General features: G+C 44.8%; 11 protein-coding genes. 7 read left to right on the top strand and 4 right to left on the bottom strand.

Features of this window, described 5'->3' with window-relative positions; translation table 11 throughout:
- The first annotated feature begins 39 nt into the window (after positions 1–39).
- Positions 40–2025: a TonB-dependent receptor domain-containing protein gene (locus DKT75_RS12505; RefSeq protein ID WP_109823777.1), complete on the top strand. Its 1986-nt coding sequence runs from the start codon at positions 40–42 to the stop codon at positions 2023–2025.
- A 59-nt stretch (positions 2026–2084) separates the two neighbouring features.
- On the opposite strand, the gene DKT75_RS12500 is transcribed toward DKT75_RS12505, so the two are convergent.
- A complete protein-coding gene (locus tag DKT75_RS12500) occupies positions 2085–3038 on the bottom strand; it encodes an AraC family transcriptional regulator (RefSeq protein ID WP_158278861.1) in 954 nt (317 codons plus the stop codon).
- A 195-nt stretch (positions 3039–3233) separates the two neighbouring features.
- Between DKT75_RS12500 and DKT75_RS12495 the strand changes: the two genes are divergently transcribed.
- The 5 genes from DKT75_RS12495 to DKT75_RS12475 all read left to right on the top strand — a co-directional run bounded on the left by DKT75_RS12495 (position 3234) and on the right by DKT75_RS12475 (position 10932).
- Entirely contained in the window at positions 3234–5312 is a 2079-nt protein-coding gene (locus DKT75_RS12495) for a TonB-dependent receptor (protein WP_109823775.1), read from the top strand.
- A 141-nt stretch (positions 5313–5453) separates the two neighbouring features.
- Entirely contained in the window at positions 5454–6740 is a 1287-nt protein-coding gene (locus DKT75_RS12490; RefSeq protein WP_211665413.1) for an NtaA/DmoA family FMN-dependent monooxygenase, read from the top strand.
- Positions 6741–6754: 14 nt separating this feature from the next.
- Positions 6755–7648 (top strand): alpha/beta hydrolase, encoded by an 894-nt coding sequence (locus DKT75_RS12485; protein ID WP_158278860.1) that lies wholly within the window; start codon positions 6755–6757, stop codon positions 7646–7648.
- A 115-nt stretch (positions 7649–7763) separates the two neighbouring features.
- A complete protein-coding gene (locus DKT75_RS12480; RefSeq protein WP_109823772.1) occupies positions 7764–9758 on the top strand; it encodes a TonB-dependent receptor plug domain-containing protein in 1995 nt (664 codons plus the stop codon).
- 37 nt (positions 9759–9795) lie between these two features.
- Positions 9796–10932, top strand: coding sequence for an HmuY family protein (locus DKT75_RS12475; protein WP_158278859.1), 1137 nt, complete (start codon positions 9796–9798; stop codon positions 10930–10932).
- A 56-nt stretch (positions 10933–10988) separates the two neighbouring features.
- Here DKT75_RS12475 and DKT75_RS12470 read toward each other — a convergent pair whose 3' ends face one another.
- The 3 genes from DKT75_RS12470 to exbB are packed head-to-tail and all read right to left on the bottom strand — an operon-like array spanning position 10989 to position 13250.
- Positions 10989–12425, bottom strand: a complete 1437-nt coding sequence (locus DKT75_RS12470; RefSeq protein ID WP_109823770.1) for an energy transducer TonB — start codon at positions 12423–12425, stop codon at positions 10989–10991.
- Positions 12422–12808: a biopolymer transporter ExbD gene (locus DKT75_RS12465; RefSeq protein ID WP_109823769.1), complete on the bottom strand. Its 387-nt coding sequence runs from the start codon at positions 12806–12808 to the stop codon at positions 12422–12424. The genes DKT75_RS12470 and DKT75_RS12465 overlap by 4 nt, the downstream gene beginning before the upstream one ends.
- Positions 12795–13250, bottom strand: coding sequence for a TonB-system energizer ExbB (gene exbB / locus DKT75_RS12460; RefSeq protein ID WP_425451403.1), 456 nt, complete (start codon positions 13248–13250; stop codon positions 12795–12797). Before exbB ends, DKT75_RS12465 begins: the two co-directional genes overlap by 14 nt.
- Before the next feature lie 291 nt (positions 13251–13541).
- On the opposite strand from exbB, the gene DKT75_RS12455 reads away from it, so the two are divergent.
- The gene (locus DKT75_RS12455) at positions 13542–14003 is read left to right on the top strand and encodes a hypothetical protein (RefSeq protein WP_146201370.1); all 462 of its coding nucleotides are present in this window, start codon (positions 13542–13544) and stop codon (positions 14001–14003) included.
- Positions 14004–14086: the final 83 nt, after the last annotated feature.

Raw genomic sequence — 14086 nt, 5'->3', positions numbered from 1 at the left:
AATCACTTGCAACAACTACTGTTTTGAAGAGAATTAATTATGGTTAATACCAAAAAAAGTACCTTAGGTAAAACAACCCTATTGGCTGCCAGCATTTCATTAGCGCTGATGACGACACATGCCAGCGCTGAAGAAGTCACTACATTTGACACTATCGTCGTTGTTGGGGAAACCACCAACACAGAAGTCACACCTGAAGAGCTTGATAACTATCAAGCAAATGACTTAGAAGATATTTTCCGCCACGTCCCTTCTGTGTCGGTCGGTGGCTCTGTCGGTATCGCGCAAAAAGTTTATGTTCGCGGCATGGAAGATACCATGCTCAACGTATCAGTTGATGGCGCTCCACAGACAGGAACATTGTTTCACCATATTGGGCGCATACAAATAGAGCCTGAGCTTCTCAAGTCTGTGGAAGTACAAGCAGGTGCTGGTGAAGCAACCAGTGGTGCAGGTGCAATTGGTGGTGCTATCCGTTTTGAAACTAAAGATGTGGAAGACCTTTTAGAGACTGGTAAAAAGTTTGGCGGTTTAATCAAAGGCAGCGCTTTTAGTAACGAGGGTGAAAAAGGCAATGTGTCACTGTACGGTAAAGTGAATGACAACGTCGGTGTGATTGGCTCATTCAGCAAAACTAACCGTGACAACATGACTGACGGTAATGGTGATGAAATTCTTGCAACAAACTCAAAGCAAAATCTTGCCTTTGTTAAAGTGAATGCGGATATTTCAGACAAGCAAGAGCTATCTATCAGTGCTGAGAAGCGAGAAGAGTCTGGAGAATTTAGCTCTAAACCAAACTGGTTTGTGAGTGAAGGCGACGCGCTTTATCCTATGGAGAGAGACCGCACCACATTTACAGTAAACCACAAGTACACGGCAAGTGACTTATTCAATTTAGAAACAACGGTTTATCGCACAAACAACAGCCTATGGAACAATGGCAGATTCGGCGAGTATGAAGGCCACACTCAATCAACGGGGCTTGACCTTAAAAATAAAAGTCATCTAGGAAACCACACAGTTACCTACGGAATAGATTACCGAAAGGACATCGTCACAGCAGGCGCTTCTTCTGATAACGGTGAAACATTTAAAGAAAAAGGCACTGTGTTTGGTGCTTATGCTCAAGACCACTGGCAGTTATCGGACAAACTATTAGTCAGTTATGGGTTACGCTTTGATGACTATAAGCTTGACCAGACAGACCTTGATGACAGTGCTAAAAGTGATGCTGTCAGCCCTAATATTGGTTTGAGTTACGATATCAACGACAAGCTAACCGTTAAAGTTGGTCATGCTAAAGCAATGCGTGGTAAAGAGATTAGTGACTCTTTTACGGTTGACGGGTTTACGCTAGGCGAAGATCTTCGAGCAGAGAAGGTAACAAATACCGAAATTGGCCTTGAATACAATACGGGTAAACTAAACCTAACAGCCTCTGTTTATCAATCAGAAGTAAAGGATGTCATCCATGCGGTTAATGGCTGGGGAGGCACTTATGAAAACATCGGAAACCTTGAAAGCGATGGTTTCGAGCTTGGTGCTTCTTATGACTTCGGTAAGCTAGAACTAGCGGCAAGCTTCAGTCACAACGACCCTACCCTAAATGGCAATGTGGTTGAAGGCTACGAGCATAGCGCTATCGGTAATGTACGTGGCGACACATTCAATGTTAAAGCGACTTATGAATTTTCTAGCCAGTTCCAACTGGGGTGGAATTTTGCGCATGTGAAGTCATTAAATGATATTGAAGTACTTTATGACGATGTTGCTGCTGGCTGGATCGATGAAACTCAGTTTATCGATAAAAAAGGCTATAACGTACATGATGTTTACCTACGTTGGACACCAAACCGATACAAGAATCTTTCAGTGAACTTCGCAGTACAAAACCTATTTGATGAAAACTACCGTGATCACTCTAGCGTAGGTGACTACGGAGATATTGCTGGATGGGAGTCTATCGCTGGCGCGAACGAAGCAGGACGTGACGTTCGTTTATCGGTTAACTACAAGTTCTAATCGTTGTTAGCTTAGACTTAAATTGGCAGTTATCACGCTTGAAATGGTGGCTGCCAATTTTAACCTTGCTCCTTAACATACTGCCCTGGCGATATATCGTATTGCTTGGTAAAGGCGGATATAAAGTTAGAAACATGCTGATACCCCGACAAGTAAGCCACTTCTCCGATCGTTAAATGATCACTCACCAAGGCATATCTCGCTTTCTCTAAGCGCTCACTTCGACAGAACTCTATTACCGTTGTACCAACCTGCTGCTTAAAACGTCGTTGCAAGGTGCTAATACTCACCCCTATATGATCAGCTATTTCTTGTAACGTGAGCGTACTGCCTTTACTTTCCTCCCAGATCAGCTGACTCACCTGCTGACCCAATGACGAATCTGACAGCACCTTAAGCGAGTTTTGCTCTATCAACATAGATAGTATTTGTAACACATAAGCTTCTGTCAGCATTTGTCCGCCTAAACTGGACTGGGCACTGACTTGCATTAAGTTGCTCGCGATATCCAGCATTTGCTTTGGTGCTTTACACGCATGCACAACCGCGTGTTGACTAAATAGCGTATCGATTTGCTGCTTCTGTTTATCAGTCTGGCTACGTGTTTCAAACCATTTCTTTTCAACAAAAATATTTAGTTTCTTAATCTTCATACCCGGTCGTAATAAGCGTTTAAAGTTTTCAACTTTGCTCACTGCAAACAACGAATATTCAACATCCGCACTATCACTACCAATTTGGTAGTACTTATCTGCCAGTGAAAAAATGGCCTGCCCTTCAAAGACTAAATTGAAGCTTAGCCCAGGTTGCATCTTGCCTTCTATCGTTCTTGCCTCTAGCTCAGTAAACTCGCCAAAGTGCACCCGTAGCCCCTCCTGAATACAATCGAAAGAAACATGACCCGATAGCAACGCTTTTATCTCTTTTTCCGAAGAGTTATAACTCAGCCCCTTTCCAATGGGCGCACAAAAAGGTGCGGTGTCTTCTTCTATATCGATTACTTGGGCATTCATAGTCGTGGCACACATTTGTAGTTTTTTAAACTTGGCGATTCGGGATAGTGATTTGACGATTTAGCAAACCACTCATTAACTCTAAACAAAACTGCTTGATGTATCTTACAGCCAACACGTAAATTACTGCAAACGAGAATCACTATCATTTATGTTTGCATTTAACCTAAAATCCAACTGCATGGAGAAAATGCAATGGCTGCTCACTCTAAAAACCCCTATCCAGCAGACCACCTACCCGTTAAACGTTTAGTGCTAGCATTAAATATCGTCTTAGGTGTCTCACTACTATCGGCTAATGCTTTTGCAGAAGGTAGCAATCCCAATAACGTCACTGTGCTCGATAGCATTATTGTAAGTGGCGAAAAGATTGAGCGATCTCTAAAAGACACAACGTCATCGGTCTCGGTCATTACCGAAGATGCGCTTGCAACCACTGAAAACCAAACCATTACCGACGCGATTGATACGATTCCAAACGTTGTTACAACGTCAGGTAATACGCCGAGCATACGGGGCATTTCGGGTGATGGTGCAGCGGGTGGATTTAACTCAATCACAGGAGGTGCAAAGCCTCGTGTATCCCTATTAATTGATGGGGTAGCAGAACCATTTGTTGCGGATTGGACCGGTGACTCTGACCTGTGGGACTTTGAACAAATCGAAGTGTTTCGTGGCCCTCAATCAACTACTAATGGTCGAAGCAGCATTGGTGGATCCATCAACTTAAAAAGTAAAGACCCGACCGTTGACTGGGAAGGTGCAGTCAGGTTGGGCTTGCGCAATCAAGAAGAATACAAAAATGCGTCAGCGGTTGTGTCTGGCCCACTTATTAAAGACAAGTTAGCGTTTCGCCTTTCTATGCAAAACACTGACGGACAGACAGTCACCAGCGAACAAGGTTATGCGGATAACGCAGCAGATTACGATCTAAACGAACTGAATTCACAACGTATTCGTGGAAAGTTACTGTGGACGCCTAACGAAAAAGTCGATGTATTGCTATCACACTCAAGCGCCGATGAGCGTGGTGATACGGGAAGAATTTTCTACTCAGGTGAAGACCCATGGTCATATAATCGTATTTATTTCCGCGACATGACAACAAAATCAGACACAACCACTTTAAAGTCCAGCTTTCAAATAAGTGACCACACGTCTTTTGAAATACTAGCCGCTAACACCGACTACGAGTGGGGTTTTGACAGCTACACAGCCACCGCAGCGTCAGAACAGCAATTAGACTTTGATGAAAATGACAAAACACTTGAGGGTAAGCTCAGCTTTGGAGAAGGTGGTCAGCGACTTAATGGTATTGTTGGTTTAGCTTACTCAAAACGTGAGCAAGAGTTTGTTAGTGCTGGCTCCTCTATATATAACGGTGATGATGAAAGCAGCTCTAAAGCCGCTTTTGGTGAGGTTAACTATGACCTTAACGACCGCTTCACTATTACAGCTGGCTTACGTCTCGAACGTGAGTCTCAAGACCGAAACTTCACCTTCCGTGACGTCACCTATTCGCTTGATGAGAGCAAGACAATCACGCTGCCAAAAATCGCGTTGCAGTATTATGTCTCTGATCAAACCACGCTTGGGTTTAGTGCTAGACAAGGTTACAACTCAGCAGGTGGCGCGCTTGATTTAAGTGATGACTACTACTATTACGACGAAGAAAGAGTCAACACGTATGAAGTCAGTGTGCGTAGTGACTACGCGGGTGGCAAGTACCAAGTGAATAGCAACCTGTTCTATAACGACTACGATGGCTATCAAGCCGTAAACTCTTCTCGCCGTATTGTGAATATGGACAAAGCCGTTTCTTATGGCGCTGAGATAGAGGCCATTGCCAAAGTATCACCTAAACTAACCGTAAATGGTGGCCTTGGTTTACTCAAAACCGACATCAAAGACGCTGGCGACACTTATGCAGATGTTAATGGCAATGAGCTCAATATGGCTCCGGCATTTACTGCCAATGTCGACCTAAAGTATGCAATGACCGAAAAGCTCAACATTGGTTTGAATTATAACTATATTGATGAGTACTACAGTGACCTCTCTAACTCAGAAGACACTATTGCCGGTGGTTATGGTTATACAAACTTAAAGCTGCAATATAAAGTACGGGACTTCGATATAGCCGCTTTCGTCAACAACGTCACGGACGTACAAGGCATTGTTAGCCAAGGTGCATCAAGCACTTTTTATCCTGATGGTTACTCCGATATCCTAGCTCCACGCAGTGCTGGCTTATCAGTGACTTACTCGTTCTGATAACCCTCTGCAATACACCAAATGGCTACCGTATTGACTCACAAGAGGTGCGGTAGTCACTTGGATAGCACCTTCCCCGTGCAAACCCAACAATTAGTCCAATCAATCATGAACACAAAAACTAGGCAACTATGCGTAGGCATGTCTCTGGCCACTACATGGCTTTCTGGAAACGCTTGGCGACGGAATGACAGCCGCGTCGAAGATATTTTCAATATCGATTACTACATTGAACTAGCTAACAAAGCAGAACAGGCAAAAATGGACTTTGTCTTTTGCCCAGACTCTTTGTACCTCGATCCAACAGTACTGGCACACTCAGCTGGTTTTAGTGGGTTAGACCCCACACTCTTGTTAACAGCCATTGCCCATAGCACGCACTCAATCGGGCTGTTAACCACTGCCTCTACAACCTTTTACGAGCCTTACATCGTCGCTCGCCAATTACAGTCATTACACTACATCAGTAAAGGCCGCGCGGGTTGGAATGTGGTCACTGGTTTAGAAGGTCATGAAAACTTCGGCCTGCCTAACATGCCTGATACCGACACCCGTTATGCACGAGCGGATGAGTTTACCGCAGCCGTTCAACAGCTATGGCATAGCTTCCCAAGTGAAGCGCTAAAACAAGACCGAGAACAAGGGCAGTATGCTGACCCGTCACTGATTCAACCCGCTAACTACCACGGTAAACACCTTTCAACCAAAGGCCCTTTATCCTTACCTAGTCACCCTGCTGGCGATATTCCTTTTTTTCAAGCTGGCGCCTCAGACAAAGGTAAAGCCTTCGCAGCAAAAATCGCCGCTGGCAGCTTCGCTGCAACACCTGATAAAAACTCAGCAAAAACATTGCGCAGTGAGTTAAGAGAACGTGCAACAGCGATGGGGCGAAACCCAAATGACATTCGCATTTTACCTGGGCTAAACCTTTATCTCGCGCCCACTCACGAACAAGCCCAAGCACTTTACCAAGCCACGCGCACTGACAAAATGCGCGAACGCCAACGCGCTTTTATTAGCACCTCACTAGGGCTAAACCTTACTAACGTCAGTGACGATGATCTCATTTCCGCGTCAATGATGGGAGAGATGGGAAGTGTCCGCAGCAAAAGCCACAGCCTGTTAGTCCGTCGCTTAGTACACCGCGAAACCATGACACTAAAAGCGCTACTCAATCGCTCCGAAGTGTCAGCCTCAGGGCATTGGCAAATCGTGGGAACAGTAGACGATGCGCTGCGCTGCATTATCGAGTGGGCAGAAGCTGGCGCTATTGATGGTTTTATCGCACTACCGGGTGGTAGTGAAGAGTGCTTTAACTTAGTTTGCCAACAACTCATGCCAGCCTTAGCCAATCAGGGTTGGTTTCGACGTGAATATACCGGCGCGACTTTCTTATCTCACCTTCAAGAAGGTAACTCACAGAACTAATGGAAAAACCTCTTATGTTTAAGTTAAAGAAATTCAGCAAGCTAATCATCGTTACTTTTTCTGCCTTATTCATTTCTCCACTCTGCCAAGCGGACGCTGTGCTAAACAATACTGACACACAACTACTCATCGCTAGTGACACAGAACGTGAATACAAAATATTTACCGCTTGGCCAAGTCACCCTGCTCCCAAAGAAGGTTGGCCCGTCATCTACATACTTGATGCCAACATCATGTTTGCCACAATGGTTGAGGCCGCACGCATGATGGAGAATCGCAATAAACAAGACGGCTCTCTCATCGTTGGCATAGGCTATAACAATAATAAAGAAAGAAAAAAAGAGCGCGCTTTGGATTTAACGCCACGACTAGGCTCAACGCCTAATGCAATGGTAGGAACGGGTGGTGCTGAGGATTTTTTACGGTTTATAAAAGATGACCTAAAGCCTCACATCAATAAGCGCTTCAAGATAAACCAGCAGCAGGAAAGCATTTTTGGCCACTCTTTTGGTGGGCTTTTTGTCCTCTACTCATTGATCAAAAAACCAAGCTTATTTGATACTTATATTGCAGCTAGCCCATCCATTTGGTTTGAAAACAAGTTACTCACCTTACCGAGTCTTCGAGGCCAATTAAGCACACAGTTACAAAGCACACCACGAACGCTTATTACTGTCGGGGAATATGAGCAAAAAGATGACCCTGACTTTCCGCATCCTTCAATAAAGCGATTAAAAGCCGCAAAGTTGGTTGATAACGCACGTGAATACGCACATTGGCTGGATGAGCAACCAAGCATCAACAGCAAATTTGCGTTGATTACTGGTGAAAATCACGGCTCTGTCATTCCCGCCGCAATAAGTCGTGCGGTGCGCTTTATTTTCTCCAAGAAGACCATCACACCTTAAACGGTGAATAAATCAGCGTAAAACAATCTAAATAGTAATGATTCTCAAAAACACTTGCATTTGAGAATCATTATTATTAGCATTACCATCTTTCATACTCTCCTCCGGCGACATCATGAATCCCCGAATACACTTGTTAGCGCTCATGGTCATTACCCTGCCATTGACTAGTCATGCAAATGAACCCGTCTCTTTGTTAGACACCATCGTCATTACAGGTACAAAAACACCAAAACGGTTACAAGACGTCCCCGTTAAAACAGAGGTCGTAACGCAAGCCGACATTGAAAAGAAACATGCCCGTGACCTTGGGGAGTCGATAAAAAACATCCCAGGTTTATCGCTGAAAAAGATTCACGGTAAGTCGGGTTATGAGCTTTGGATTCAAGGAATGAGCGGTGATCGTGTTCTCATCCTGATTGATGGAAGACCCGTCTCCGCCTCAACGGGGTCGACTGTAGATGTGACGCAAATAGGCACATTAAACATTGATCGTATTGAAGTCGTTAAAGGCGCGGTATCCGCACTTCATAGTAGCGCTGCCATGGGCGGTGTTGTAAACATCATTACCAATAAACCCGGTAAAGCACGTAAGTATAAAGTCACGCTAGATGCAGGTACTTATGACGAGTTTAACGCGGGTGATAGCCCAATCAACGACGTACATGGTTCGTTTGAATTAGGAGGTCTGCTAGCTGGAGGGGTGATCGGTAAGGTCTCAGCATCGATCAGAGATACTCAAGGTATCGACCTACAACCTGATGAGTGGGATTTTGACGGTGACTCTGGCAACAAAGTAAATGTGGATGGCACCTTCCGCAAGGACTTTAGTAAAGATAACTGGATCCAATACACGCCCAGTTTTTACCGTGAAGATCTATCGAGAAACTTCTCCACCTTTGCACCCGGTTATGGCGATATTCTCAACGAAAAAACAGAGCTAGCAACACGCATTAACAATACCATTTCTTTTCAAAAAACGATGACTAACAAGCGACGTCTATCGGGCCATATCGCACATGAAATATTTAAAGATGACACCTCTCAAGATACCGTCTCAACTGACCGCGTGGATCAGGAGCGCAACGGTGAACTAGAGTACACCACGTTAGATCTTCAGTATGACTTTCCCGTTGGTAAAAACCACCTGCTAACCGCTGGTTTCTCTGCCTATCAGGCTGGCTTAGAACAACATCAGACTAAGCGCTCAGCGACTGAAACGGAATACATTGTTGAAGTACCACACACGACTAGAACGAATTATGACCTCTATCTTCAAGATGATTTCTTTATTGGCGATAATCTAGAAATCCTTCCCGGCATTCGCCTCCAACAAGACTCTGACTTTGGCTTCCACTCTGCGCCAAAGGTCAATGCGATGTACGACACTCAGCTCAATGACAATTGGGATATGAAGTTTAGAGTTGGCATCGGTGCGGGTTATCGAACGCCTAACTTAAAAGAGCGCCATTACGTATTTGACCACAGTGCTCTGGGCTACATGGTACTCGGTGATCCTAGTGTCACTCCTGAAACCTCATTGACCTATCAAGCAGGTGTCGACTTCTATCGAAACGACGGCCTCGGCTATGACATCAACCTATTTCACAACAATGTTGAAGACCTAATCGCAACTACCCTATCTGGCTATGAAGAAGGCGTCGCGATGTACCGCTATGCCAATGTAGATGAAGCCCGACTACAAGGGGTGGAGATGGCGCTAACCGTTCCTGTCACAAACAATCTCAAGATCAAAGGCTCCTACAACTACCTTGATGCGAAAAACACCAATACCAACAAACAACTGACGCGACGCCCCGAGCATGAAGTTAAAGCAGAGCTCGATTGGCACCTTCCGCGACTCGACACTGACGTGTCGCTATTTGCCAGCTGGCAGTCAGAAGAATACGTAGATGACGCCAATGAGAGAGAGTCTCCGGCATGGGGAAGTATCGATTTGAAGCTTAATAAAAACTTTAGCAAAGGCAAAACATGGTTTGTCGGTATCGACAATATCTTGAACGAACATAAGGACATTAATAATGCGGGCTCTGATTTCAGACCAGAAAAAGGCCGCTTTATTTACACAGGGATTCGCTTCAAAAACTAACAGTAGCGACAATTTATATTATAAAGAGAGAGTTAAAATGAAAATATCGAAGGGTAAAAATCTACTCAATATGTGCTCGGTAAGCCTATTAGCACTGACACTTGCAGCATGTGGCGGCAGCTCTGACTCAGACAAGGAAGAAGAAACGGCTGAGCGTGAAACAACCTCCAGCACGACGTATGATGCGTCAGGCTACAGCGATTGGGTAAACGTTGATTTATCGACAGGTGAACTCGCAACGGATGGCAATTGGCAAGTCGCATTGCGCCGATATGCTATACAAGCCAACGGCGGTAGCTCTGGTGATGGTGAAGTCTCTGCCTGCGTAGCTCATACTTACGATGACATGTATGTCGATGGCGCTGCTGTACAAAGTGTTTTTGAAAGTTATTCTGCTGAAAACACCTTGGCTGACTTTGATGCGGTTAACAGCACCTACTGTGTGGAAGAGGACTACCAAACCGATTCATTAGAAACACGTATCACTGAAGATGAGTGGTTAGACTCAGCAACCTACACGGCTAGTACTTCGATCTCGAATGGCTGGATTATTCGCTCATCAACAGCCGATAACTACGCGCGTGTAAAGGTTTCAGAGTACAACTATGACTCAACCAACCACACACTAAACATCGTACTTCAGTCAGAACTATGGAATGGCACAGGCTTTGATGCGGTAATGGACTCACCTGCACTGAGTGTTTCATCTGACGGTAAAACCTATTGGGATCTCGATACGAATACTATCGTGACCGAAAATGATGACTGGGATTTAAGCACCACAACCTCTGGTCGTGACACTGTGATTCAAGTAAATGGTGGCGCATCAGGCTCAGGTGATGCCGCGGTCGCTTATATCTATGCACAAGATGATAGCGGTGCGGCTATTGAGAACTCCTCCGCTTCAGATGTCGATAACCTTGACTCTTATACTGATGGTGGCGATATCTACAACTGGTATCAAGATGGTTCAAGCAGCGCGTTTGATAACCCAGGTAGCTACGGCGGCTTTGAGTACAATATTGCTGGGGGTCATAAAATGTGGCCAAACTATGCAACATATATTGTGAAAGACGGCGAAAACCACTTCAAACTTCAGCTGCTTGGTTACTACGGGGAAGATGGTACTGCGCCATCAGGTACGTTGTTAGTACGTCACTCTGTGACTGACTAATTTAGTTATGCAACATCTGGCAGTTACCTCTGAAAGGTGACTGCCAGATATATTAATTACTTCAAGCGAAACTGCACCGGCAATTGAACAATGGATGGGATATTCTTTCCATTACGTTTTGCAGGTACAAATATCCAGTTTTTAACCGAGCTTAGCGCCGAACGATCTAACGACTCATTACCTGATGAGCGATAGACAACCACACGCATTACGCCACCGACAGCATTCACATTTGCCCTCACGATTACAGTTCCTTCTATACCTCGACGACGTGCTATACGTGGGTACTTTAGTGCAGAACGTGAACGGTAATTAGGTTTTGTAATCAAAGGCACACCCTCAGAAGCTGGCCCAGCTGCCGCTTTTGGCTTACTAGGGGCTGCTTTAGCAACAACTCTCTGTGTTTGGGCCGCACGTGCTCTTGCTTGGGCTGCTGCTTGAGAAGCCTGCGCTTCAGCTCTCGCTGCAACTGCTTGACGCTGCCTTTGAGCAGCCAATTGGCGCTGCTTATTTTGCTCAGCGGCTACCTTCTGACGCTGCTGATTTTCCCACTGCTTACGTTTTTGATCTGCTAGCTGCTGTTGTTTAATCTGCTTTTGCTTATCATTCCATTCCTTACGCTTTTGATCCGCTATTTGCTTTTGTCTAATTTGTTGCTGCTTAGCATCCCACTCTTTTTTTCGCTTCTCAGCTAAAGCTGTTGCTTTTAACTGACGTTGCTTGGCTTCCCACTCTCCAGCTCGTTTTTTGGCTGCGAGTTGGTCACGCTTTACCTGTTGCTGCTTTTCCCAAACTTCCGCACGCTTCTTAGCGGCGAGTTGCTCGGTCTCAAATCGTTTCTTTTCTTGCCACTCTCTGCGACGTTGGTCAGATATTTTTTTCTCTTGCTGCTGCTTGATTAACTGCTGCTTTTGCAACTCTAATCGGCGCTTAGCTATCAGTGCCTGCTCTTTTTTCTGACGCTGCAGCTGCTCCCACTCTTGCCGACGCTTTGCTATAAGTTTCTGCTCTTCAAGTTTCTTTCTCTCCTGTGCTTTTAGCCAAGCCACTTGCGCTTTTTGCTGCGCAGCATCAGCTCTTTGTTGCGCAACATTAGGCTGAGGTTCTGGTGCTGGAGTCGGCTCAGGTTCTACTACAGGCTCGGGCTCAGGAGTAGGTTCTGGCTCAACTACAGGCGCAGGCGCAGGCTCAGGAGTAGGTTCTGGCTCAACTACAGGCTCAGGCGCTGGCTCTGGAATTGGTTCCGGCTCAACTACAGGCTCTGGCTCTGGAGTAGGTTCCGGCTCTACTACAGGCTCTGGAATAGGTTCTGGCTCGACTACGGCCTCAGACTCTACTACAGGCTCAGTTTGGTCAACAAACATCGCCAACTCTAAAGGCATCAGTTCTGGCGGTTTAATCTCAGGAGCCTTCTCGGCGGACATCGGAAAATACAGCCAAACTAATAAACCATGAAGAACGCCCGAAACTAAAAAGCCAAGAAACTTATTCATCTCTCTGCACCCTGCTCTGTTTGAATAGAAAGGTTAGTAAACTTCCTAGACTTCAACTCATCCAGTAATGCAATAAAGTGCTCAAAAACCGCCACCTTATCCACACGCAAAACAATAAACTGATCTTTAGGCAACGGGTCTAACCGAGTACCTAATTCATCAATCAGTAATTTCTCTTTAGCAAAATACAACTGATTCTCAGCATCAATCGAAATCTCGACAGGCTTTTCGTTACGTGGTGCTTCACTCACCTCACCTGCCTTAGGAAGATCTACCTCAATCAATCCAGTCGATACAAAGCTGGCCGTCGTCAGCACTATAGCCAACAACACCAACATAATATCGATAAAAGGAATCATATTAATTTGATCAAAGCGCTTCATGATTCAGCCCTGATGTTTTCTGCTCAGCTCTCCACTGTGCCGTCAACACATCAACACGGCGCATAAGGCCGTTGTAAAACAAAATCGCAGGGATAGCGACCAACAAGCCTGCCGCCGTAGCTTTAAGTGCCATAGCCAAACCGACCATGATTTTATTCACATCAATATCGCCCTGGCCCATCGCGTTAAACGTGAGCAGTATGCCGATAACAGTGCCTAACAAACCAACATAAGGGGCATTTGCGGCGATGCTTGAAATCATGGTGAGATTATTAGTTAAGTCACTTTGCAGTAACTCGATATGCTGAAATTGCCCCAGCTTCACACGCTTGTAGTAGAAGTAACGTTCAAGACTAAACGCAACCATTAAAAAACTCATCAAGCCCAAAACACCCAGCACCATGTGATCCAAGTGCTCGGTTAAAAATACCATCCAATCCATGTTTATCTTCCGTCGATTTGCAACTAGACCCGGGCTACTAACACACTGGAATTGGCTGGGGGTATACTTTGCAAATGATAATTAATCTCATTAAGATTTGCAATGTAAAACGGCGCCTTTACACTGCAAAAATATGACACACTCAAATGCTAATGATTCTCACTTGAATTATCAACAAGTAACCTTTATGATTTTATTCAGACAGTCCAGCCACAGCATTTCTCTAGTGCTAAGTATAGCCAGACTCACAGTTCGACTAACGTCATATCAATAACTTTGAGAATACGGCCTATGAAAAATCTCGTACAACTTTGGGAAAATCTTATGGATGATGCCCATGCAGCCTACGCAAACGCACAGTTTGAGTATTCACTTGAGCTAAATAACTCAGCATTGGCGCTCTCTAAAAAGAACTTTCCTGCACTCTTTGAAAACAATGCTGAGCAAGCTATCGCGACCGTATTAGTGAGTTACTTTAGTGCCATTGATAATTGCGAAACACTCTCTGACTACCCAAAAGCGCAGAACTTATTCAATAGCGCGCTGAACTTTTTGCATGGCGAAAAAGTAAAACCTCATTTGAAAATACAACAGCAGACAGCCATTTTTCGAGGTGCATCGCTTATCTATAGAGAATGGTGTGAGTTTATCAACGCACACAGAATCGACATATCCGATACCAAACGCAGTCAGTTTCAGTCATCCATAAACAACCTGTCTGACCTTCGAAATAGCGGTATTAACCTTCACTAAAAACACCTTAATTTGGTAAATATTAAGGAAAAACCCGCTAATTAGTTTATTTAATTAACGGCAAAAAAAGTTCGAATATCGAT

Origin of the sequence: Leucothrix arctica, from assembly GCF_003172895.1 — a bacterium.
Taxonomy (GTDB): Bacteria; Pseudomonadota; Gammaproteobacteria; order Thiotrichales; family Thiotrichaceae; genus Leucothrix; species Leucothrix arctica.
This window is presented reverse-complemented; position numbering and strand designations above follow the sequence as displayed.

What these genes read in the sequence shown, in the direction of transcription:
- DKT75_RS12465 (WP_109823769.1), bottom strand. Translation starts at nt 12,808, where the DNA reads ATGAAGCGCTTTGATCAAATTAATATGATTCCTTTTATCGATATTATG.
- DKT75_RS12470 (WP_109823770.1), bottom strand. Translation starts at nt 12,425, where the DNA reads ATGAATAAGTTTCTTGGCTTTTTAGTTTCGGGCGTTCTTCATGGTTTA.
- DKT75_RS12480 (WP_109823772.1), top strand. Translation starts at nt 7,764, where the DNA reads ATGAATCCCCGAATACACTTGTTAGCGCTCATGGTCATTACCCTGCCA.
- DKT75_RS12505 (WP_109823777.1), top strand. Translation starts at nt 40, where the DNA reads ATGGTTAATACCAAAAAAAGTACCTTAGGTAAAACAACCCTATTGGCT.
- DKT75_RS12455 (WP_146201370.1), top strand. Translation starts at nt 13,542, where the DNA reads ATGAAAAATCTCGTACAACTTTGGGAAAATCTTATGGATGATGCCCAT.
- DKT75_RS12485 (WP_158278860.1), top strand. Translation starts at nt 6,755, where the DNA reads ATGTTTAAGTTAAAGAAATTCAGCAAGCTAATCATCGTTACTTTTTCT.
- DKT75_RS12500 (WP_158278861.1), bottom strand. Translation starts at nt 3,038, where the DNA reads ATGAATGCCCAAGTAATCGATATAGAAGAAGACACCGCACCTTTTTGT.
- exbB (WP_425451403.1), bottom strand. Translation starts at nt 13,250, where the DNA reads ATGGATTGGATGGTATTTTTAACCGAGCACTTGGATCACATGGTGCTG.
- DKT75_RS12490 (WP_211665413.1), top strand. Translation starts at nt 5,454, where the DNA reads ATGTCTCTGGCCACTACATGGCTTTCTGGAAACGCTTGGCGACGGAAT.
- DKT75_RS12475 (WP_158278859.1), top strand. Translation starts at nt 9,796, where the DNA reads ATGAAAATATCGAAGGGTAAAAATCTACTCAATATGTGCTCGGTAAGC.
- DKT75_RS12495 (WP_109823775.1), top strand. Translation starts at nt 3,234, where the DNA reads ATGGCTGCTCACTCTAAAAACCCCTATCCAGCAGACCACCTACCCGTT.